The sequence below is a fragment of the Sneathiella sp. P13V-1 genome (assembly GCF_015143595.1).
In the GTDB taxonomy this organism is placed as follows: Bacteria; Pseudomonadota; Alphaproteobacteria; order Sneathiellales; family Sneathiellaceae; genus Sneathiella.
The window spans coordinates 58,343-79,899 of the sequence record NZ_WYEU01000006.1 but is presented as its reverse complement, the minus strand read 5'-3'; the positions used below and the strand labels follow the sequence as shown (position 1 = coordinate 79,899).

The window sequence follows — 21,557 nt, the reverse complement described above, 5'->3', positions numbered from 1 at the left end:
CGGCGATAACATGATCACTTGGAAGCTGAATTAAGATCTTCAGATACTAGCAATCCATGGGGCCGGTTTGTATTTGTTTTTGTAGGGGCGGAGGCATTTAGTGAAAATTTCTCCCCTTTGGCATCACTTGGGTGGTGCGAGGATGACGCCACAGATTTGGCTTCATAGTTTCCTGCTTGATGGTTGGTTTTTCCGGCGCTTCCTCCATCAATTCAGAAAGCCGATGGCTAAGGTCTTCCATATGATGGGTGATCAGGTGGATTACATTTTGCTCCGTTTGGATTTCTCCTTCAATTCTGACAACGCGGGCGGAAAGCACAACACGCCGATAAATTTCGAATTTCTTGGGCCAGACAATGACGTTGGCGGTTCCGGTTTCATCTTCCAATGTCATGAAGATAACACCGGCGGCAGTCCCCGGACGCTGCCGGGCCAGGATCAAACCCGCCACATTCACCCGCTGTCCATTTTTAACGCGCTGCAGGTTTTCGGTTGTAATCACCCCTTTGGGCCGGAGTGAGTCCCTTAGAAAAGAAATAGGGTGAGCTTTCAAGGATAATCTTAAGGTGGCATAATCTTCCACCACATGTTGCCCAAGTGGCATGGACGGAAGCCGCATTTCAGCTTCTTTTTGTAAAGCTTCTTTTTCGGCGCGGGCGGAGGCAAACAGCGGTAGGTCTTCTGGTGCCGCGCGACCTTTACCTTGTCCTGACAGTCCTTTCACAGCCCAAAGAGCTTCCCGCCTGTCAAGGCCAATGGACCGAAACGCATCTGCCCCCGCGAGCAGTTCAAGAGAACGCATCTCCAATCCAGCACGAAAATAAAGATCTCTGATGCTGTCAAACCCGTCAAGGCGGGCGACAAGGAGTTTGCCTGCTTCTTCTGCTCTAAAGCCACTGATTTGCCGAAATCCAAGCCTGACCGGGATATGAACTCCCGTTTCTTCCTCAGAAGGTTCCAGCATATTATCCCAATGACTGAAATTAATGTCAGCCGCGAGAACCGTACCGCCATGTTCCCGGAAATCCCGCACCAAAGAGGCCGCGGAATAAAAACCCATTGGCTGTGAATTTAGGATAGCTGCGCAAAAGACATCAGGGTAATGGCATTTAAGCCAGGCGGAAGCATAGGCAAGCAGGGCAAAGCTGGCGGAATGACTTTCGGGAAAACCATAATCACTGAACCCTTCAATCTGCCGGAAGCATTGATCCGCAAATTCAGGCTCATACCCGCGAGATGTCATGCCGTTCAAAAACTTCTCTTTGAAATTACCGATATCACCAGTGCGTTTGAAGGTTGCCATGGCGCGGCGAAGTCCATCGGCTTCTTCGGCGGTAAAACCCGCACCGACCATAGCGATCTGCATGGCCTGTTCCTGAAACAACGGAACACCTTTGGTTTTCTCAAGGACGGATCGCAATTCTTCAGATGGATATGTGACCTCTTCCAACCCTTGCCTGCGCCGAAGGTAAGGATGCACCATGTCGCCCTGGATAGGGCCGGGGCGAACGATGGCGATCTCAATTACCAGATCATAGAAGTTTTCAGGTCGCAGGCGGGGCAGCATGGACATTTGCGCCCGGCTTTCAATTTGGAAAACACCAACTGTATCTGCTTTCTGGATCATGTCATATGTGGGGGCGTCATCGCGGGGGATACCAGCCAATGACATAGGGTAATGATAATGATCTTCCAGAAGGTCAAAAGCTTTGCGAATACAGGTCAACATCCCAAGGGAGAGGACATCAATCTTCAAAATCCCCAAGGCATCCAGATCATCCTTATCCCACTCAACAACCGTTCGGTTCTCCATGGCCGCATTGGAAATGGGAGACAGATCAATAAGAGGGTCGCGTGTAATGACAAAGCCACCTACATGTTGCGACAGGTGCCGGGGAAACCCAATAAGCATCTGACTGAGTTGTAAGGTTTGACTAACCGTTTTGTCGCCCTTACCAATTCCGATCCGGGCCGCATCTTCCCAGCTTAATCCAGTAGAACTATGCCCCCATACATTGCTGGCGAGGGCAGCCACCACATCTTCTGAAAGACCCATGGCCTTGCCGACCTCTCGGACAGCACTGCGGGTACGGTAGGTAACAACGGTTGCCGCAAGGCCCGCGCGGTGGCGACCATATCGGTTGTAAATGTACTGAATAACCTCTTCTCGGCGTTCATGTTCGAAATCCACATCGATATCCGGCGGCTCATCCCGCTCCGCTGAGACAAAACGTTCGAACAACAGATCCACCTCTGTCGGGTTCACCGAGGTCACCCCAAGACAATAGCAAACCGCAGAGTTGGCGGCAGACCCGCGCCCCTGACAGAGGATCGGGGGAGTTAAAGATCTGGCAAAGCGGACAATGTCGTAAACGGTCAGAAAGTAGGGGGCGTAATTAAGGCCACCGATCAGAGACAGTTCATGTGTCAGGATGTTGCGAACCTTCTCGGGGATTCCGTCAGGATAGCGCTCCTCCGCCCCAATCCAGGTGAGGCGTTCCAGCTCGGCTTGTGGTGAAGAGCTATCACCACAAGGTTCGTCCGGATATTGATACGCTAATTCGTCCAATGAAAAACGGCATTTTCTTGCGATCTCAACGCTTCGGGCAACGGCATCTGGAAACCCCGGGAATAAACGATAGATTTCATAAGGTGTTTTCAGATGCCGTTCTGCATTGGCGCGTAAAGAAAGTCCTGCTTTTTGAACAGTCGTATGGTTCCGAATACAGGTCAGGACATCCTGTAGGGGGCGACGGTCGGGAATATGATAGAGAATATTGTTCGTTGCGACGGGCAGAAGGTCGCGATCACGTGCAAGTGCAGAAAGTGCTTCCAGATATTTATGGTCGTGAGGACCATAATATCGGGTTAAGGCCAGATGCCCATCTTTGAAGCGGGAGGCGAAATCAGCGACTTGCTGTTTAAATTCTTCGCCGAGAGTTTCCGGTGGCATGATGATCAGGATTTGGTCTTTGGCGTGCATTTGCACATCATCAAGGGTGAGGTGGCAATTTCCTTTCTCGGCCCGAAGGTTCCCTTGGGAAAGCAAGCGGGTCAGACGGCTATAGGCAGCCTTGTTTGTCGGGAGGCAGATTATTTCAAACCCGTCCACCATCACAAGGCGGCAACCAATGATGATTTGGAGGTCATGATTTTTGGCTTCCTTATGAGCACGCACCACGCCCGCCAATGTATTGCGATCTGCAATGGCGATCGCTTTTACGCCAAGGGCCGCTGCGGTGAGGACCAGTTCATCCGGATGAGAGGCGCCGTGCAGGAAACTGAAATTTGTGGTGACGGCGAGTTCCGCATATTCAGGACCAGTGCTCATGGAAACAGTCCTTGCATAAACCAGCGTGGATGATCCTGTTCGCGATTATAAAGCCCATCCCGGTAAAGCCAGAAGCGCCGTCCTTGCTGATCTTCAACACGGTAATAATCCCGGGTTTGAAAGGATTGCTCAACCTTGGTGGTTTGCCACCATTCAGGGGCAATACGTTCCGGACCATCAGCGGCAATAACTTCATGCTGTTGACGCCGCCATTGAAAGCGGATGGGGGGGCCATCCGGTACTTCCGCCAAAACAGTGATGGGCTCGACCCGATCCAGCAAAAGGAAAGGTCGCGCCGATGAATTTTCTTTTTGAGACGCCCATTGGGAAGAACGGTTTCTATTTGAAAATACCTCCACCTGAATGGCTTTTTCGGGAATATGACTTTCAAATGGCTGAAAATGAAGAATACGGTCAAAGCCAAAGCGGTTTCCGAAACGATCCAGCAGGCGGGATATTTCTTCTGATGAAAGGCTGGTTTCCTCTTCACGTTTTAGGGGTGCCCAGTTCAGTTGTTTTTCCTCGGCGGGTTCCACATCGTAAACCCCCAGAAGCAGAAGATCATATCCAAAGCCAATATCAATTTCCTCCTGAAGGCGCGACAGGCGTTCCTTAAATAGAAGCGTTATATGTTCGGCTTTATTGCAAAGACGGCTGGTTCGGGCTTCAAGCCGTTCCACATGGCCATCCACCCGAAAAAGAAAGAGATCCAACCGGCGGGCCGCCGCGTTATCTTGTAATAACTGCGCGGATATATTTGTGGCCATGTCTTCAAGAATGAGTTCAACAGCTTCCAGATGGCGAATAGGTTCCATCAAAGGACGGCGCACCTCATATATAGGGGCTGGCGCGATCGGATTGAAAATTTCTGCACTCTGCCCGATGGCTTGTTCAAGTCGTGTCACAAGTTCCGCCCCAAAGCGTGTCACCAGCGGTGGTTTTGGGGCATCAATGAGGGAAGATATTTGCCGAATACCAACTTGTTTCAGACGAAGTACAATATCAGGAGGGAGGCGCAAAGCTTCTACGGGAAGAGGGGCGAGTGCACGGCGCTGAGCCCCTTCTGTCAGAATGGTGCGTGATGTTTTCATAAACCGTGCGGCAGCCCAGGACGCCCCAATGGTATCCGAAAGCGCCAATTGAGCGCTCAGATCAAAAACCTGCATCTGATGCTCTATAAGGCGCAGCATGGCGTCCTCTCCATCAAACAGGTGGGCGCATCCGGTGATGTCGATGGCAATACCGTCCGGGGGATGAGTGGTGACCAAAGGGCTGTACCGCAGGCACCAAAGTGCAAGGCGTTTCAAGCCTTCAAGATCTCTGGCAGGCGCCGCTTCTTCTGTACGGAGCTCTGGAAACAGGGCCTTGGCATCCGCCAGGGGTAAACCTGCGGTAATTCCTTTCTCTTCTGCAGCTTGGTTCGCGGCATAAATCCTCAACCCTCGTTGTGTGTTTTCAATGAGGGCGAAGGGAGAAGTTTGATTAGTTGCGTCCGGACAGTCGTTTTCGTGCGCCTGTTGCCAATTGCGTGCGGCGCTTCTCTGCGCGCGTTGCCAGCGTTCGATGGGCCAATGGGGATACCAAATGGAAAGATAGCGTCTCATAATCCCACTCCAGTTTCCAACTGCCGGGGCGGCCACGTTTGCATTGGGTCAAAGAGACATGCCAGCGGGGCGGTCCCATGGAGGGCGTTTTGCTGTTACTGTAAAAAACGGCGGCGCTTGGGGTTGTTTTAATGGTCCAGCGGGTTGCGGCTGCGGTCGATCCACCTACAGACATCATGCTGTGATGATGAAGCAGGAACAGGCGCGTCTGGTTTTTCTCGCACCGTAAAGACAGGCGGCGACTTGCGGTAAAGTCGTGCATTTTCTCTGCCGCCGGATAGAGCCCGATGACATGCGGGCGGGAAGGGGCGGATAAGGCTTCTTCCAAAACCCACAACATGTCCCGCTCACTTTCCACCTGCACGCATAGCAGATCGTCGGCGGATAATCCCATGTTTAATAACCCGTATGGGTAAGGCAGGGAGGGACGGTCCGCCCCTTTTCCAGACGCGCACCAGATAAAGGGTCGTTTTTCCAAACCGTAAGTACGCCCAGCCATCGCCAGCAAAAATCCAAGTGCTGCGGGATAGTCGGCGAAACTTTCGGGAATAAATTCATGAGTTGCGCCGGATCGGAGGCCCTGATCCAAAAGATGCGCGTCAATGTCAGGCACCCCGACCGGAACCGGGGTGTCCGTGCTCTCCTTTAAAGAGAAGCTACCCGTTTCAAGCGGCTCCTCCTTAAAGGAAGGTGAAAGAACAGAGAGGGGGAGACCTTTTTCTTTCAACCTGTTCAGTATTTCGTTCAGTTCTGCGCCCATGGCTGCCTAGAATCCCACCTTTAAGCATTGTCGGGCGACTCATCATACAGAACAAAACAAGAACATTCAAGATCTGAGAACAAAATTTCAGGCCAGTAAATACCAGAAATCCAAATTGACCGAAGCAGGATCAAACATAGACAGAAGAGGGAAGCAAGCCGGATCGCTTAGGTATCCACCGCAAATCTGCCGGGCATTGGCCAAAGTATCGACGAATGAAATCTCGGCATAAGTTCTATCAGAAACCTTTCCCATAAAGTGACCGCGGGAGCCTTCAAAACGGTTGAGATACTCATTTTCGATTTTGTCAGAGGCACATAACATCTGCTTTTCACTGAAAGGGTGATCCATTACAGCGTCAAAGGTACCAAATTCCAGACATGCGAAATAGGCTGGCGGGATGAAATTGTCTTTTAAGATATCGCATCTGATCAACGACACTGTTTCAGGATTCAATTTATCCAGAAAAGCCTTTGAGGAAGGGGCTGCCATAAATCCTTCAGACATTTGATCCAGTGCCTTTTGGTCTTTGGCAAATGTCATATCTGCAAACTGGCCCTGCATATTACCAAAAAAGTAGTGAGCGAGGATCCCTTCTTGCTTGAAAAGAAACTCTTCACGCCAGGTTAGGCAGGCTTCGATGATCTCGTTTGGGTCAACATCTTTACGACCATTATAACGAGCAAAGCCAAGTGCACTGGAGCTGGAAGTAGGAGTGCGCATCTAAATATCTCCATAGAGTGAGTGTGTTTTTTGAAGTTTTGTACTCTACTTGTTCCTACTGACAGAATATGTCAGTATTGATCCATGAAGACGGAAAGACTTTTTAATCTGTTAGAGATATTACGGGGGCGCCATTACGCAATCTCCGCCGAAGAGCTTGCTGAGAAATTGAACGTGTCAGTACGCACGATTTATCGGGATGTGGCTGCTTTGCAAGCGATGGGCGCACCGATTGAAGGGGAAGTCGGGGTTGGCTACCAAATGTCAAAAGGGTATTTCCTGCCTCCTCTTAACTTTGATCTGGATGAGATGGACGCCATTATTTTGGGGATGCAGCTCATCGCTGTTCGCGGGGATGGTACACTTGCGGACGCGGCGGCCCGTGCATCTTCAAAAATTATGGGAGTAATTTCAGACCGTTTTGCGGCGTCCAGAAGTCAGTCAACATTGCTGGTGAGTAATCTGCGAGGGAAAGCACCAAATCATATGTCATCGCTTAGAGAGGCCATTCGCAAACGCTATAGGGTGGAGATGGCATATGTAGACCTTAAGGGGCAGAGCACAAAACGAACTATTCGTCCGCTCGGCGTGACAGCGTTTGATGAGGTTTGGTTGCTAACCGGTTGGTGCGAGCTGCGAGATGACTTCCGGAACTTCAGAGTGGACCGGATTTCAGAATTGGAAATGACCAACTCCTATTTCAAACCTGAATTGGGCAAGGAGTTTTCGGATTATTTGAAATTTTTATAAGAGGCGGAAATGGTGCTTTTCCTATGGTGAGGGAGAGTAAAACACCTTGATCAGAAAAAAGGTCAAAATTTTTTTGAACCTTTTCATCAGGGGCGACGACCAAGAAGTATCGCAACTGATTTAAAGGAATTTATGATGAAACTCTCTACTCTGCTGACAACAACTCTGGTTCTCTCTTCTGTCGCAACCGCTGCATTTGCAGCCAATCCAAATGGCCCAAAACCAAAATGCCCAATGGGACAGGTACCAGTACTGGAAAATGGATCTTACCACTGTGAGGAATTGAAGATTAAGGCGCCTGGTCGTGAGAATGACACAATGAAATCAGCGCCAGCCGGCCGTCAGACAAAAACTGTTAAGGCAAAACTGGTTTTACCTGATTACACAATTCTTGGTGCTAAACGGAAAGCTGGAACAACACACACTTTTGTCGTGAAGGTGAAAAACATGGGAACGAAGGCCGCCCCTCAAGGAAATCTGTTCGGTCAGCATTTTCTTCAAAACAATCAGTCTTGGGGAGGGGATGCCATTATCCCACCTTTGAACCCAGGTCAGGTGCAGGCCGTTACCATCACGATTCCACCTGAAAACTATACTCGCGGTGATCGCATCTTGTTTACTGCTGACTATTTCAAAAAGCTTGTTGAGAGCAATGAGAATAACAACAAGTATGCTATGAACTATAAATAAGGCTCTGAAAAAGTTAAAAAAAACCCTCTGCACAGGCAGGGGGTTTTTTGCGTTTTGGTTGGGGCGGGGCAAAAGTTCGCCACCAATTAGAAAGCCGCAACGGAACTTACCTGTTTCAAATGAAACCGAATCGAAAAACATTACTTTCAATTATAAGCGCTATTAGCTGTTATAATGTAAGCATGTAAGATTCCACATTTTGAGCCTTTTTTGTGTATAAAATAGGCAATAACCACAAAAAATGGGCAGTTAGTGTATTTGTAATGTGGTGCTGGTTGTCATTTTATTGAAATAATTCAAATCTAATTTATCCTCGGTTTTTTTACAGGGAAACGTCACATGAAAAAATTCACTAATACACTTGCAGTTTGTACTGCACTTGTTGCCATGGGCACTTCCGCCTATGCAGCATGTCCTACACCAACCGTTGCGGATATGAAGGGCCTATCTTCAGACTATCCGCAGCAATTTGAGCTGGCTGAATTCGAGAAAAAAGCATCTTGTGATCTGCAACTTCAGGAAAATCCGGGTATCGCTGCGCTGAACAAGCGCATTTTGGGAAATGGCGATCTGGCATCTGTAGATAAGCGTGTGCCAGCAGAAGCTCTGGTTGTTGCGCCTTATGATAAAGTCGGCGCATACGGCGGTGTCCTTTCAGGCCTTTCAAAAGCAACAGAATCAGGTACATCCGATCTTCTCTCAGTACGTCACGTAAACTTTGTGCGTTATGCTGATGATCTGCAGACAGTTGTTCCAAACGTTGCAAAAGCATGGTCATGGAATGATGACTACACGCAGCTGACAATTGTTCTTCGTAAAGGCCACAAATGGTCCGACGGTGAAGCCTTCACTGCTGAAGACGTTGCGTTCTGGCATAATGAAATGATCCTGAACCCAGATGTTTATGAAAAAACACCTGATCGTTGGTTGTTTGCTGGTAAGCCTGCAAAAGTTGAAGCTGTTGATGATGTAACTGTTAAGTTTACATTCCCGGTTCCAACACCAGGTATCATGAATCGCTTTGCTGTTGACTATGGTCAGCCGTTCCAGCCAAAACACTTCCTGTCTCAGTTTATGAAGAAGTACAATCCTAAAGCCGAGGAAATGGCTAAGGAATATGGTTTCAAATCTGCAAAAGAGGCAGTTGATTTCTACTATGGTGGTTCTGACTGGAAAGACGTTCCATCCCCACTTTTGAAAAATGCAGAAATGGCTGCGAAAATCGGCCGGGCCGTTGTTCCAACGCTTGAAAGCCACATCGTTGTAGAAGAAACAGCGGAAGGTCGTAAGCTGGTTGCAAACCCTTATTTCCACATGGTGGATACAGCTGGTCAGCAGCTTCCATACATTCCTGAAATCGTCGAGACATATATCGCCGACAAGGAAGTTCAGAACCTGAAAATCATGAACGGTGAGGTTGTCTGGAAGCAGCAGGCTGTGTTCCTTGAAGATTTCCCATTGTTGAAAGAAAACGAAGGCAAAGGCGGTTACACTGTTTCTTTCGCACCGACATTTGGTGAAAATGTTTTCTATTCCTTCAACCGTACACATAAAGACGAAACACTTCGTAAGATCTTCAATGACGTGCGCTTTAACCGCGCTATGTCAAAAGCGATCAACCGTGATGAAATCAACGAAATCGTTTATCTAGGTCAGGGTAAACCAATGCAGGGTGTTCCTGCTGAAGTTAAGACCGTGTCCTTCGTTACAGATGAGCACCTCAGCAAAGATATTAACTACAGCCCGGATGAAGCCAAAAAACTTCTGGCTGAAATGGGTCTGAAAGACAGCGATGGCGACGGTACTCTGGAACGTCCAGATGGTAAGCCACTTGTAGTTCGTCTGGTATACTCCTCACAGGGTGCGCCTGTTAAGATGCAGGAACTGGTGCGTGACTACTGGTCCGCAGTTGGTGTTCGTGTTGACCTGAAAGAGGTTACATCTGACGAATACCGTGCAGGTGGTAACAATAACGATCTGGATCTGACTGTATGGAAATATGACGGTAACGCCGGCCCAACCATCAGCCAAGACATCACAGTTTTCGTTCCTCCATTTGGTGACTACTTCAACCCAGGTACTGGTTTCGACTGGGCTTCTTGGAAGAAGACAGGTGGTAAAGAAGGTATCGAGCCACCAGCAGACATCAAGAAACTCTGGGAACTTGGTGAGAAATTTATTCAGGTTGAGTTCGGTTCAGACGAATCTAACAAAATTGGTAAAATGATCACTGACATTCACGTCGAAAACATGCTCAAAATTGGTACAGTTGGTGACATCGTTGCACCGTTCATGTACCGCAATGACCTGAAAAACGTGAAGCCTATCAAAGCGAAAACATACGACTTCTATTGGACATATCCATACCGCCCACAGCAGTGGTTCCTGGAATCCAAGTAAGTTTAGTTTAAAAATGATCCCTCCTTCGGTGACGAAGGGGGGATTTTTACCTTTGTAGAACAAAACAAAAATACGAAGGTGATTTGTAGAAGTGACCTGAGCAGGGGGTTTGATGCTACGTTTTACGCTAGAGAGACTAGTGGGCATGGTCGTGACCATGGGGCTCGTTTCTGTCATGGTGTTCCTGATTATGGAACTGCCACCGGGTGATTACGCCGACCGGTACGCTTTTCGAAAATACTCCGGTACTGGTGTTAATGTTACCGAAGCCGATATTCAGGCGATCCGCGTCGATCTTGGCTTGGATAAACCGATGATTTTTAGATATTTCGATTGGATTGGCGGAATTGTCCTTCGGGGTGATTTTGGTCAGGCCTTTGCATTTGAAACATCTGTGTTGAAAGTGATTGGCGATAAAATCTGGCTGACACTCGGTATCCTTTTTTCCACTCTTCTGGTTACTTATTTTGTCTCCATTCCGATCGGTATTTATGCAGCTGTAAGACGCGCCTCTGTTGCTGACTATGGATTGACAGTTTTTTCCTATTTGGGTCTTGCGTTGCCGAACTTTCTTTTGGCGCTGATCCTTCTTTATTTTGCCAACAAGTGGTTTAACGCCGATATCGGTGGGTTGTTTTCCGCGGAATATAAAGATGCCCCTTGGTCCATTGCTAAAGCGTGGGATCTGTTTAAACATTTGTGGCTGCCAGCTTTTGTTCTTGCATGGTCAGCCGTTGCCTATCAGTTGCAGACAGTTCGTGCGACCATGTCGGACGAGATTAACAAGCTATCCGTGACGGCGGCACGTGCCCGCGGTGTGCCGGAAACCAAATTGTTGATCAAATATCCGGCACGACTTGCGATTAACCCGGTGGTTTCCACTATTGGTTTTGACGTAAACCGCATTTTCTCTGAGTTGCCGATTGTAGCCGTTGTTCTAGGACTCACTGAACTTGGTGAATTACTGCTCCGCGCCTATCTCGATCTGGATATGTATGTGGCAGGTGCAATCCTGTTATTGCTTACCTTCATGATTGTTTTCATGAACTTCATATCTGACCTGCTGCTTGCCTGGTTGGATCCACGTATCAAGTTGGGGACGCAGTAATGACTTCAGTTGTTCAGGAAAACCTGCCGGAACAGCAGGACAAAGAAGCCGAAGCAGAACGTCAACGGCTTTTGAAATATTATTCAGCGTCACAGTGGACGTTGATCTGGTGGCGTTTCAGACGACATCGCACAGCAATGATCGCAGCAAGCCTGCTGGTTGTTATGGCACTGTTTGGTATTTTTGCAGAATTTGTTGCGCCGTACGGCCCGACAAGTCGCGATACGAAATATCTGGATGGCGCACCCCAAATCCCGAGCTTTTGTGATGATAATGGCTGTTCTTTTCAGCCGTTCATTCATGGCGTGAAAACGAAGCGTGATCCTGTCACTTTGCGCGCGATTTCAGTTCCTGATCCGAACAAACGGATTTATGTAAATCTGTTTGTGAAAGGGGAAAAGAAGGATCTTCTCGGCTTTATCCCTATCGAAACGCATCTGTTTGGTCTGGAAGACAAGAAAGCAAAGCTGCACTTGTGGGGAACAGATGATTTGGGGCGCGATGTGTTCTCACGCACCATCTATGCGACCCGTACATCCCTATCCATTGGTGTGATGGGTGTCTTGATTTCATTTGTCTTGGCGCTCGTGATCGGCGGCACGGCCGGTTACTTCGGGGGACGCGCGGATATGGTGATCCAGCGCGTGACCGAGGTTATCCGGGTTGTTCCGATTATTCCGCTCTATATGGGTCTGGCTGCGGCTATGCCAAAAGAATGGTCCACCACGCAGATTTATTTCGCCATGACGTTGATTTTGGGGCTGTTCGGTTGGCCAACGCTTGCCCGGCGTATCCGGTCTCAGCTTTTGTCCATTCGCAATGAAGATTATGTTGTCGCAGCCCGTTTAGCAGGGGCAAAGCCATCGCGTATTATCGGGCAACATATGCTGCCTAGTTTTACTAGTTTCATCATCGTGGATTTGGTGATTTCCTTCCCATATATGATTTTGAGTGAAACAGCTTTGTCCTTCGTTGGATTGGGCCTTCGGCCGCCAACAGTAAGCTGGGGAGTTCTCCTTCAACAGGCTCAGTCCATTCGTGTGATTGAACAAACGCCATGGCTATTTATTCCTGCCGTCTTCGTTGTAGTTGCCGTGTTGGCGTTCACAGTCATTGGTGACGGTCTGCGCGATGCCGCTGATCCATATGCGGAGGCGAAATAATGGAAGAAATGCTTAAAGTTGAAAATCTGTCCATTTCCTTCCGCACGGATGAGGGCATGATCCATCCGGTACAAGGGGTCAGTTTTTCTGTCTATAAAGGGAAAACGCTGGGCATTGTTGGTGAATCTGGATCTGGTAAATCTATTTCCACCAAAGCACTTATGCGACTTCTGCCGGGTACCGCTATTTTGGGCGAAGATACCCACATGCGATATCAAGCTAAAAACGGAGATTTAGTTGACATTGAGAAGCTAAAACTACGTAGTCGGCAACTTCGTGACCTGCGGGGCGGTGAAATCGGAATGATTTTCCAGGAACCCATGGCGTCCTTTAGCCCGGTCTACACTGTTGGGAACCAAATGATTGAGGCTATCCGTCTTCACACAGACAAACGCAAAAAAGAAGCCCGTGAGTTTGCCATTGAGATGCTGGACAAAGTTGGGATATCAAACCCAAGCCAGCGTATTGATCAATATGCTCATGAAATGTCTGGAGGAATGCGGCAGCGTGCCATGATCGCGCTGACGTTATCTGCTGGACCTCAGTTGCTGATTGCGGATGAGCCAACGACAGCGCTGGATGTCACCATTCAGGCGCAAGTTTTGGAGTTGATGTCCGATCTGCAACGGGATCTGGGAATGGGGATGATTTTCATTACCCACGATCTTGGTGTGATTTCGCATATCGCTGACGAAGTAGCCGTTATGTATCTGGGTACGATTGTGGAACGCGGGGCAACCCGTGACATTATTCGCAATCCTATGCATCCCTATACAGAAGGTTTGTTGGAGGCGATCCCGAAACTGGATCAGTTGACCCATCGCTTAAGTCCGGTTCCGGGGGATATCCCGAGCCCATACGCCCGTCCTTCTGGCTGCCCTTTCCAAACGCGCTGTGCCAAGAAGATCGCAGGTCTTTGTGATCAGGAGACGCCAACTGAAACGGTTGTGGAAGAAGGAAGGTCAGTTGCTTGCTGGCTTTATACCGAGAAAGGGAGGAGCGCAGCATGAGTGACACCTTGATTGAAGTGAAAAATCTGGAAGTCCGCTTTCCCATTACAACAAAGAAATTGTTTAAATCAGAAACAATTGAACTTCGCGCCGTTGACAATGTCAGCTTTGATGTTAGACGCGGTGAAACCGTTGGTCTTGTCGGTGAATCTGGCTCAGGGAAAACTACGATTGGTCGTGCAATTTTGCGCGCGATTGATCCGTCTGATGGTCAGGTTATATATTACGGATCAGATAGTGAACATACTCATTACCGTAAACCGGCCAAAGGCAAAGCTATTGATTTTGATAGCGCACCTGTCGAGATACATGCCTTGAAAGGCGAAAAGCTTCGTCAATTCCGACCAAGAATGAGCCTTGTTTTTCAGGATCCCTATTCTTCACTTAATCCACGTATGACGGTTCGCGATATTATAGCGGAACCGCTCGTCGCTGGAGGATTGTTGACGAAACGGGATGAGATTGATGAAAGGGTTCGTGATGTTGCTGCCCGTTGTAAGTTGAATTTGGAACACTTGCGGCGCTTCCCACATGCGTTTTCAGGTGGTCAGCGTCAGCGTATTTGTATTGCCCGAGCGCTTGTAACAAATCCTGACTTTGTAGTTTGTGATGAAAGTGTGTCGGCGCTGGATGTATCTATTCAGGCAGAAATCGTGAATCTGTTGAAGGATCTTCAGGAAGAAACAGGAGTTGCCTTCCTGTTTATCGCCCATGATCTTTCTGTCGTTGCGCAGATGAGCCACCGGGTGGCGGTTTTGTATGTTGGTAAATTTGTTGAGTATGCCAATACCGAAGATCTGTTCTTTAATCCGCGTCATCCATATACACATGCGCTTTTGTCTGCGATCCCGCATTCAGATCCGGATGTGGAATTTGACCCGATCAAATTGGAAGGTGAAATTCCCAATCCTTTGGCAGCACCGTCAGGGTGCCGTTTCCATACCCGCTGTCCATATGCAACGGAAGAATGTAGCGCGAAAGAACCTGAATGGAGGGAAGTGGCGCCAGAACATTTTGTGGCCTGCCATCACGCTGATGACTTTGATTTCTCAAGACCAAAGAGCTAGTCAGAGAGATGAAAAAAAGCCCGGGAAGAAATTCACCGGGCTTTTTGCTTGTTTTATTTTAAACCGAAACAGTTGGCATAGTAGGTGACCGTTTCCGGCCAGTCTGAAAAAACACCAACGACACCTACATCTTGGGCTAAGACGTGAAGCAGTTCGTATGTTGCGCCGTCATTTTCAACAAGATCCGCAATGGACTGATAATACCAGCCGCCTTTGTTTTTTTCCAAAGGGCCACTTCGCTCCAGCGTCCAGGTGATCAGTTTCAATCCGGCTTTTTTTGCTTCTACTGCATAGGCAGAGGGAACGATTTTGTCATCTTGCACTGTGACTAACATCCAAAGGGGAGGAGCTAGGTAGTTCAGGCCCTTTGCTTTAAGTTCGGCCATGTCCGGGTAGAAGGTACCAGGATCCTGTGGGTCGATCCCTTTGCGATACCGGGCATCTAGAAAAACAGCCTGCTTGGCAAACTCAGGCTCGTTTTTAATCCAGTATTCAATATCTTTGAAATTAAACGACTGAGGCCACACGCGGTCCGGAGAAATACCCGCGGCCTTGTATTCATCAATCATTTTCTGGGCATAATCTTCTTGTGACATGCCACCAAAAGGCATGGAAACTGCCGGACTTTTCAATTCAGGGGTAAAATCAGCACCTAAGCTGTCGATAAGGGCGATGGATTGCTTATGGGTAAGCAGCGTGCCATTAGGCTCTGCCTCCTTCAGATATTCTTCCGCTGTCGTCGCCGTTTTATTTGCGCCGTCTTTCTTACCCTTCAGCGATAAAAACTCTTCAGTCGTCAGATCACTTGTGCGGCACTCAGCTTGCGCATTGCCGCCATTGCTGCCACCTTCGAACGGCGTTGTACATTTTGACCCAAGGTCACTCACAACAATATTGGTGGAGGTGTGAAGATCCTTCTGGGAGTGGCGGCAAACCAGATCACCATTTTTAGTAAAGGTAACATCACATTCAATAATACCTGCGCCCATAGCACCTGCCGCACGATAGGACTGTTCTGTATGTTCTGGATACGCAAACGGTGCGCCGCGATGACCGATGGAAAACTTGGATGGTGTCTGTTCTTGCCCCTGACAGGACAGTAATTTTTCTTTTAACGTACCTTCTTTCAATTGGTTTATAAGGTGACGAGGGCGCTCTCCTGTATCAGGGCCTAATGCATATGCAGGTGCTGCGCTGAGTAACGCAGCGACAATCAAGAATTTTTTCATCAGTTTTTCCATCCTGTTGTTTGTTGCAGGATCAACCAGTATTTTGTTGGGCGCAATACAATTTTTTTAAATTCATTTGTGAATAAAAGTTGTCATGCCATTGTCGTTTTTGATGGCCTCATTTGTTTGTATGAGGTATGTAAAATTTACAAACTTATCAAAAAAGCACCCATAAAGAGGATGTGATAATGAACGACGATAAACCCCTTGAAGGGCTGATTGTAGCTGATTTCAGCCAAGGCGTTGCCGGGCCATATTCAGGTATGTTGCTTGCGCAGGCTGGCGCGATGGTGACTAAAATTGAACCGATTGACGGTGATTGGGCGCGAACCCTTGGTACGACTTATGAAGATCACTGTGCCCATTCCTTGATCGTCAACCTTGGTAAGAAGTCGATCGCGCTAGATCTGAAATCTGAAAAAGGACTGGCTTTGGCGAAAGAAATGGCGGCCAAAGCAGATATCGTCTTGGAATCCTTCCGTCCAGGGGTGATGAAGAAATTCGGCCTTGATTATGACAGTGTCAAAAAAGACAACGAAAATGTTATCTACCTGTCTGTCACTGGTTATGGGCAGGAAGGTCCGTACAGCGATCGTCCGGTAACAGACAGTGCTATTCAGGGTTTCTCTGGTTGGATGTCCATCACACGCGATGAAAACGGTCTTCCCATGAAGACAGGTATGGTAATCATCGATTTTCTGACAGGCATGTTCTCATATCAAAGCCTTTTGAAAGCGATCATTTCACGCTCCATCCGAGGTAAAGGCCGGTATATTGACAGTAATCTGATGCAGGCGGCTGCAGCTTTTCAAAGTGCTAAAATTCTGGAAAGTCATTTGGAGGGGGGCAGTCCTAATGTCCTTTACGTGCCTGCTGGTACCATGCAAACAAGCGATGGTTATATTGGTATTGCGGTCATGAGAGAGCACCACTACACGTCACTTTGTAAAGCGCTAGGCCGAGATGATCTGGCTGATCACTCTGACTATGACAGCCGTGAAAAGCGTGTAGTAAATGAAAAGCCACTGATGAAAGAATTGCGTGCTGAGTTTTTGAAAAAAACAACGCAGGAATGGGCCAAAATCTTGAACGATGCGGGTGTCATCCAAAGCCCGATCAACGGATATAAAGACTATCTTGAAGATGAACAGCCTAAAGCGGTGGATAGTTACCGTTGGGTCAAGCATGATGTGGTGGGTGAAATCCCGTTACCGCGTATTCCAGGATTTGATGGGTTCGAACAAGGTCATGAACTAACTCACAGCCCACGTATTGGTGAACATAGCGATGATGTCCTAAAAGCTATGGGAATTTCAGACGATGAAATTCAGGCGCTAAAATCTTCAGGTGTCGTTCGAAAAACCTGAGGGCATCAATCCGAAGGATAGGGGGACTTCAAGAAGGGAAGAAAAATCCCCCTACCACAGGAGGTATTACGCAGCTTTTTTCAGGGTGCAGATACCAAGGATGCTATAAAGCGGGCAGTATCCAACAAGACCCGTCAGAAGCGGAACCAATCCAATATAGCCCCATGGGGTTTCGGGGCCTACAACAGTCAGGGATAACAGGATAATACCGCCAATAATGCGTAAAATTCTGTCGATTGTACCTTCGTTCTTGCTCATTGTTCGTCTCCGCGATCAAAGCTGATAATGAACATAAATTACAAAGGTCGATCAGAACTGTCTGTGACTATGTCACCGGAGGTTATTTTTCTTCTGCAAACTGATTTAGAAGATCCAAATCGTTGATGTGGATTTGGCCACGCCCTACGGTGACCCATCCACGCCTTTCAAATTCTTTTAAATGCCTACTGATCACCTCGCGCGCGCTGCCAAGCTCAGTTGCCAGTTTCTGATGGGTGGAATTGATCGGATTATTGTCTTTCGCCATGATCGCGATCTTTTGAGCGAGCCTTTTATCTATTCGTTCAAACGTTACTTCCTCTACCAGATGAATGAGAGATGAAATGCGGTTTGCATAGTTGGAGAAGACAAATGTTCGAAACCCTTCTGATCGGGCTAGAAGATCATTAAAAGCAGCGCGAGGCATAACAAGGGCGACAACTTCTGTTTCTGTAATTGCTTCAGCGCTGTAGCTGTCCCGGGATAAAAGACAGCTTGTAGTCAGGATGCATGTCTCTCCACTGCCTACGCGATAGAGCACTATCTCGCGGCCGGAGTTTGAAATCTGCACGACCTTCACAATGCCTGAGCGTAAGAGCAGAAAATTCTCCGCCTCCATTCCCGGTGCAAAAACAGTTTGCCCCTCTGGCAATGTAAGTTCTTTACAATGTGCGCTTAAGTATTCCTGATCAGGTGCCGCCAGTTCACTCAGCTCAGCAAATTCTGCGATCCAGTTAGTTGTCATATTCGCCCCATAATATGTACAGTGTTTTAAGGGTAATAGGGGATGCGGCTTTTGAGAAGAGATTTGTTTATTCTTTATGCTAGCATCATGTGGCTGACCTATTAAATAAAACATTTTGTTATTGTTCTGAGCAGGTTTCTAAGACTGGGGAATACATGAGTAAGGCGCTCAAAATACTGGCAGTGTTGATTGCGGTAATCGCCGCGGGAAGTGCGCTGGTTTGGGCGTTTCGTGTTCCCATCATCAATTCAGTTGTTGAAGTCGTGATTGATGATCTTGGGATTGCAAATGCCTCAGTACAGGTTAGCGAACTGGATCTTTCATCTGCCAAATTATCCGAGGTCCAGTTAGGTCACGAAATCTCCCTTTCTGAAGTGACGGTAAGTTATCAGATTGAGGATTGGTCGAATGTAAACCTCAAAGAAATTATCATCCCAAGAGGGGTGATTGATATCAGCAAGCCTGAAAGCGGCATTTGGAGGGAACTGCAGGCAGTGGCTGGCCAAAGCAAGAGTGATGAGCCTGCGGCGGAACCGTTAGAAATACCGGATGTTGTCTTTAAAGAAATTGATGTTGTCGCCAAATCTGAAGATACAGATCTTGTGGCCACTCTAGAAGGTCAAATTACAGGAAGTCGAACCCTTGATATTAAAATGCGGGTTGGAGGAAAGTACAAAAAATTTGAGAAATGGACTGAGATACGGGCTGGAAATCTCCTCTTCTCTGGTGATCTTCAAGATGAACGCTTCAAATTGTCACCTACCCAGTTTACTGTTCAATCTGAATTTCTTGGGGCTGAAATCCCCTTACTGAATGTGCTTGTTTCCGGTGATTTAGGTAAAGAATTTGCGAATTTTTCAGTTAAGGCAAATGCACCCAATGCCTCCGCGAATGCAGATTTTTCAGCGACCTATCATCGCACTTCAGAAATAGTTGAAGCTGACCTGAAGCTAGAGCATTTCTCATTCACACCAGAAGGTTTGCAGCCGTCTCATTTCTACCCTGATCTTAAACTCCCTTTGCTGACAGGGGATGTAGCGTCACATTTTAGGGTCAAAGGGCGCTTTCCGTTTGAAGATAGTGAAAAAGATGGGTTGCTGTTTGATGGAGACTTGAAGGTCGGTAAAGCAACTCTTCCTGGAGAAGATTACGTCTTGCCAGCCTTGGAAACCACATATAGCGGTTCATTCGATGGTCAACACTTGGCGTTAGGCGGTGAATTGATATCATCGGGTGAGGTGTTGGCTGTTGATTACATGCTTGATTTCCAGTTGCCTGAAAATGCGGCTAAAGTTTCCGCGCAACTACATAAACTCAAGGTTGGGGGTAAAGGAATTGACCCTCTAAAACTTTTTGGTAAGTCTTGGCCTGTTGATATCAAAATAAACGGCCAGATTTCAGGAGGGGTTGAGGCGGATATAGCGCCGAATAAGACCAATATTTCCAAATTTAAATTGGCGGGCAAAGGCTTGAACGTCACAACACCGGAAGGCGTTATCGACCGTTTGGGCTTTCGAGTGAAAGCAAAGGACTATCAACCGGGAAATCAAATAAATGTCACTGTCGATAAACTTGTTGGCAGATCCCGTTTTAAAGGGTATCGCGCCAGTTTTAATGGCGGAACAATAAACGCAACGATAGATGAAAGTCTGCAAGCAGGAACCTATTCGCTGTCCAATTTGAAGCTATCTGGTTTTCAAAATGTACCTTGGAAACTTCCGGTGACAGTTAAAAGTACCGGAAGTTTTAACTTGAACGAAGTGACCTTCAAGGGTCAAGGAACGACAGATATAACCGGACCTTTGTTGAGTTGGGATGGAAAACATTTACTTTCCAAATCTAATGGAAGCGTGAAAGTTGAACTTTGGGATATTCCTTTTTCAAGGGACGGGCTCCAAGTCCAAGATTTGGCAAAAATAGACACTGGTAACCTCATTTTGGATGGAGATGTGGGCGGCACCGCGAATATACAGTGGAGCGCAGGGGTGGTCACTGGAGATGCGCGAGTTTCTATAGATGCATTGGATATGGAAAGAGATGGAATATTTATCGAAGGGGTCAACGGCACGATTGAAGTAGATCAGTTGTTACCCATTAAGATTTCCAAAGCTCAGACAATCACTGCGCGGCGAATATTCGCGGGGCTGCCCATCAATGACCCGGAACTTAGCTTTAGAGTGTTTCAAGACAAAGACGCCCCAGTCCTATTTATTGATCGGTTGTTGTTGCAGATCTTTGGTGGAGCTGCAGAGATTAGAGATGGCGTGATCGACCTTGCAAATGAAACCAATGATTTGCAGATGAATTTTTATAAACTCTCTTTAGAAGAGCTTATGTCTCTTGGAGAGTTTGAGGATGTTGTTGCTACAGGAGCTCTTAGCGGGCGAATTCCCCTTCGGTTCGATGGTAACAAACTCATCATTGAAAATGGGAAACTGGCAGCAGATGGGCCGGGTGTCGTTAAAATGAAATCCGATCAGGCAAGAGAAGCTCTATCCCTTGGGGGAGAGCAGACGAAGCTGCTGCTGGATATCCTGGAAAATTTCAACTATTCGCACTTATCTCTGGAAATTAATAAACCTGAGACAGGTGAAGATGTCATTGCGCTCAGCGCAAAAGGTGGCAACCCCAATGTAGAGAATAATCGTCCGGTTGTTCTCAATGTCAATCTTTCGACAAATTTAGATAAGATATTCAACACAATACTGGAAGCCTATCGCTTGTCCGAAGAGGCACTGCGTGCTACCGTGAGGGACCGAAAAAAATGAATATAGGACATGAAGTGACTGTATCTGACACTATCGCGCGCCTTTGTCTGGTATCCGGTTTAGCGCTTGTATTACAAGCCTGTAGCCCGACCGTGAAGGTTGAAACACCGTCCGAGCCTATTACCATCAATCTGAACATCAAGCTGGATGCTGAAGTGAAATTGAAGATTGAAGAGCAGGCTAATGACGATATTGAAAATAACTCGGAGATTTTCTGATATGTTGAGCGCAGGGAAAACAACAAAAGTATCTCGTCGGAGAATTTTAGCCACAGCATGTGTTGCTGTTATGGCAGGCTCGTTCATGTTCGCGACGCCTGCCAAAGCGGATCAGCTTGATGATCTGCGTGCGAGCGGTGCGGTGGGTGAAGCCTATGATGGCTTTGCTAGGGCGCGGGCGAAAAGTGCAAAGGAATTTGTGATAGCGGTCAACAGCAAGCGCCGCAAGCTCTATATCCAACGCGCAAGAGAACAGAAAGTCAGCGTGGAACAGATCGGAGAGATCTACGGTGAACAGCTATACAAACGCCTTCCTGATGGTGGCTGGTTCCTGAATAAAGATGGCAACTGGATTCAGAAGTAGGT

18 protein-coding genes are annotated in these 21,557 nt (G+C 47.7%); 11 read left to right on the top strand and 7 right to left on the bottom strand.

The window, feature by feature from the left end:
• Nucleotides 1-97: 97 nt before the first annotated feature.
• The 4 genes from GUA87_RS17555 to GUA87_RS17545 all read right to left on the bottom strand — a co-directional run bounded on the left by GUA87_RS17555 (nucleotide 98) and on the right by GUA87_RS17545 (nucleotide 6,418).
• Nucleotides 98-3,331 (bottom strand): error-prone DNA polymerase, encoded by a 3,234-nt coding sequence (locus GUA87_RS17555; protein WP_193717926.1) that lies wholly within the window; start codon nucleotides 3,329-3,331, stop codon nucleotides 98-100.
• Nucleotides 3,328-4,896 carry a DUF6504 family protein gene (locus GUA87_RS17550; RefSeq protein ID WP_321575931.1) on the bottom strand — a complete coding sequence of 523 codons (1,569 nt, stop codon included), beginning with the start codon at nucleotides 4,894-4,896 and terminating at the stop codon, nucleotides 3,328-3,330. The genes GUA87_RS17555 and GUA87_RS17550 overlap by 4 nt, the downstream gene beginning before the upstream one ends.
• A complete protein-coding gene (locus GUA87_RS18275; RefSeq protein ID WP_227712133.1) occupies nucleotides 4,814-5,695 on the bottom strand; it encodes an ImuA family protein in 882 nt (293 codons plus the stop codon). Before GUA87_RS18275 ends, GUA87_RS17550 begins: the two co-directional genes overlap by 83 nt.
• A gap of 87 nt (nucleotides 5,696-5,782) precedes the next feature.
• Nucleotides 5,783-6,418 (bottom strand): hypothetical protein, encoded by a 636-nt coding sequence (locus GUA87_RS17545; RefSeq protein ID WP_193717924.1) that lies wholly within the window; start codon nucleotides 6,416-6,418, stop codon nucleotides 5,783-5,785.
• A gap of 84 nt (nucleotides 6,419-6,502) precedes the next feature.
• On the opposite strand from GUA87_RS17545, the gene GUA87_RS17540 reads away from it, so the two are divergent.
• The 7 genes from GUA87_RS17540 (at nucleotide 6,503) to GUA87_RS17510 (ending at nucleotide 14,606) form a co-directional block, all read left to right on the top strand.
• Complete coding sequence (locus tag GUA87_RS17540) at nucleotides 6,503-7,168, top strand: helix-turn-helix transcriptional regulator (RefSeq protein ID WP_193717923.1); 666 nt, start codon at nucleotides 6,503-6,505, stop codon at nucleotides 7,166-7,168.
• 132 nt (nucleotides 7,169-7,300) lie between these two features.
• Complete coding sequence (locus GUA87_RS17535; protein WP_193717922.1) at nucleotides 7,301-7,858, top strand: CARDB domain-containing protein; 558 nt, start codon at nucleotides 7,301-7,303, stop codon at nucleotides 7,856-7,858.
• A 339-nt stretch (nucleotides 7,859-8,197) separates the two neighbouring features.
• On the top strand, nucleotides 8,198-10,258 hold the full coding sequence (locus GUA87_RS17530) for an ABC transporter substrate-binding protein (protein WP_227712132.1): 2,061 nt from the start codon (nucleotides 8,198-8,200) through the stop codon (nucleotides 10,256-10,258).
• A gap of 112 nt (nucleotides 10,259-10,370) precedes the next feature.
• Nucleotides 10,371-11,366, top strand: coding sequence for an ABC transporter permease (locus GUA87_RS17525; RefSeq protein WP_227712131.1), 996 nt, complete (start codon nucleotides 10,371-10,373; stop codon nucleotides 11,364-11,366).
• Nucleotides 11,366-12,529, top strand: coding sequence for an ABC transporter permease (locus tag GUA87_RS17520; protein ID WP_193717921.1), 1,164 nt, complete (start codon nucleotides 11,366-11,368; stop codon nucleotides 12,527-12,529). The genes GUA87_RS17525 and GUA87_RS17520 overlap by 1 nt, the downstream gene beginning before the upstream one ends.
• 8 nt (nucleotides 12,530-12,537) lie before the next feature.
• Nucleotides 12,538-13,539 carry an ABC transporter ATP-binding protein gene (locus GUA87_RS17515; protein WP_193717967.1) on the top strand — a complete coding sequence of 334 codons (1,002 nt, stop codon included), beginning with the start codon at nucleotides 12,538-12,540 and terminating at the stop codon, nucleotides 13,537-13,539.
• Nucleotides 13,536-14,606 carry an ABC transporter ATP-binding protein gene (locus GUA87_RS17510; RefSeq protein ID WP_193717920.1) on the top strand — a complete coding sequence of 357 codons (1,071 nt, stop codon included), beginning with the start codon at nucleotides 13,536-13,538 and terminating at the stop codon, nucleotides 14,604-14,606. The genes GUA87_RS17515 and GUA87_RS17510 overlap by 4 nt, the downstream gene beginning before the upstream one ends.
• 53 nt (nucleotides 14,607-14,659) lie before the next feature.
• On the opposite strand, the gene GUA87_RS17505 is transcribed toward GUA87_RS17510, so the two are convergent.
• A complete protein-coding gene (locus GUA87_RS17505) occupies nucleotides 14,660-15,835 on the bottom strand; it encodes a glycerophosphodiester phosphodiesterase family protein (RefSeq protein WP_193717919.1) in 1,176 nt (391 codons plus the stop codon).
• Nucleotides 15,836-16,023: 188 nt separating this feature from the next.
• Here GUA87_RS17505 and GUA87_RS17500 point away from each other — a divergent pair, with 188 nt between their 5' ends.
• A complete protein-coding gene (locus GUA87_RS17500) occupies nucleotides 16,024-17,202 on the top strand; it encodes a CaiB/BaiF CoA transferase family protein (protein ID WP_193717918.1) in 1,179 nt (392 codons plus the stop codon).
• Between the two features lie 66 nt (nucleotides 17,203-17,268).
• Here GUA87_RS17500 and GUA87_RS17495 read toward each other — a convergent pair whose 3' ends face one another.
• On the bottom strand, nucleotides 17,269-17,460 hold the full coding sequence (locus tag GUA87_RS17495) for a DUF2892 domain-containing protein (RefSeq protein WP_193717917.1): 192 nt from the start codon (nucleotides 17,458-17,460) through the stop codon (nucleotides 17,269-17,271).
• An 82-nt stretch (nucleotides 17,461-17,542) separates the two neighbouring features.
• Nucleotides 17,543-18,205: a Crp/Fnr family transcriptional regulator gene (locus tag GUA87_RS17490; RefSeq protein ID WP_193717916.1), complete on the bottom strand. Its 663-nt coding sequence runs from the start codon at nucleotides 18,203-18,205 to the stop codon at nucleotides 17,543-17,545.
• Nucleotides 18,206-18,360: 155 nt separating this feature from the next.
• Here GUA87_RS17490 and GUA87_RS17485 point away from each other — a divergent pair, with 155 nt between their 5' ends.
• The 3 genes from GUA87_RS17485 (at nucleotide 18,361) to GUA87_RS17475 (ending at nucleotide 21,555) form a co-directional block, all read left to right on the top strand.
• Complete coding sequence (locus GUA87_RS17485; RefSeq protein ID WP_193717915.1) at nucleotides 18,361-20,973, top strand: intermembrane phospholipid transport protein YdbH family protein; 2,613 nt, start codon at nucleotides 18,361-18,363, stop codon at nucleotides 20,971-20,973.
• Nucleotides 20,970-21,191, top strand: a complete 222-nt coding sequence (locus GUA87_RS17480; RefSeq protein ID WP_193717914.1) for a YnbE family lipoprotein — start codon at nucleotides 20,970-20,972, stop codon at nucleotides 21,189-21,191. Before GUA87_RS17485 ends, GUA87_RS17480 begins: the two co-directional genes overlap by 4 nt.
• An 85-nt stretch (nucleotides 21,192-21,276) precedes the next feature.
• Nucleotides 21,277-21,555: a DUF1318 domain-containing protein gene (locus GUA87_RS17475; protein WP_193717913.1), complete on the top strand. Its 279-nt coding sequence runs from the start codon at nucleotides 21,277-21,279 to the stop codon at nucleotides 21,553-21,555.
• Nucleotides 21,556-21,557: the final 2 nt, after the last annotated feature.

Coding starts and splice junctions, on each gene's coding strand:
- GUA87_RS17555 (WP_193717926.1), bottom strand. CDS start 3,331: ATGAGCACTGGTCCTGAATATGCGGAACTCGCCGTCACCACAAATTTC.
- GUA87_RS18275 (WP_227712133.1), bottom strand. CDS start 5,695: ATGGGCGCAGAACTGAACGAAATACTGAACAGGTTGAAAGAAAAAGGT.
- GUA87_RS17545 (WP_193717924.1), bottom strand. CDS start 6,418: ATGCGCACTCCTACTTCCAGCTCCAGTGCACTTGGCTTTGCTCGTTAT.
- GUA87_RS17540 (WP_193717923.1), top strand. CDS start 6,503: ATGAAGACGGAAAGACTTTTTAATCTGTTAGAGATATTACGGGGGCGC.
- GUA87_RS17535 (WP_193717922.1), top strand. CDS start 7,301: ATGATGAAACTCTCTACTCTGCTGACAACAACTCTGGTTCTCTCTTCT.
- GUA87_RS17530 (WP_227712132.1), top strand. CDS start 8,198: ATGAAAAAATTCACTAATACACTTGCAGTTTGTACTGCACTTGTTGCC.
- GUA87_RS17525 (WP_227712131.1), top strand. CDS start 10,371: ATGCTACGTTTTACGCTAGAGAGACTAGTGGGCATGGTCGTGACCATG.
- GUA87_RS17520 (WP_193717921.1), top strand. CDS start 11,366: ATGACTTCAGTTGTTCAGGAAAACCTGCCGGAACAGCAGGACAAAGAA.
- GUA87_RS17515 (WP_193717967.1), top strand. CDS start 12,538: ATGCTTAAAGTTGAAAATCTGTCCATTTCCTTCCGCACGGATGAGGGC.
- GUA87_RS17510 (WP_193717920.1), top strand. CDS start 13,536: ATGAGTGACACCTTGATTGAAGTGAAAAATCTGGAAGTCCGCTTTCCC.
- GUA87_RS17505 (WP_193717919.1), bottom strand. CDS start 15,835: ATGAAAAAATTCTTGATTGTCGCTGCGTTACTCAGCGCAGCACCTGCA.
- GUA87_RS17500 (WP_193717918.1), top strand. CDS start 16,024: ATGAACGACGATAAACCCCTTGAAGGGCTGATTGTAGCTGATTTCAGC.
- GUA87_RS17495 (WP_193717917.1), bottom strand. CDS start 17,460: ATGAGCAAGAACGAAGGTACAATCGACAGAATTTTACGCATTATTGGC.
- GUA87_RS17490 (WP_193717916.1), bottom strand. CDS start 18,205: ATGACAACTAACTGGATCGCAGAATTTGCTGAGCTGAGTGAACTGGCG.
- GUA87_RS17485 (WP_193717915.1), top strand. CDS start 18,361: ATGAGTAAGGCGCTCAAAATACTGGCAGTGTTGATTGCGGTAATCGCC.
- GUA87_RS17480 (WP_193717914.1), top strand. CDS start 20,970: ATGAATATAGGACATGAAGTGACTGTATCTGACACTATCGCGCGCCTT.
- GUA87_RS17475 (WP_193717913.1), top strand. CDS start 21,277: ATGTTCGCGACGCCTGCCAAAGCGGATCAGCTTGATGATCTGCGTGCG.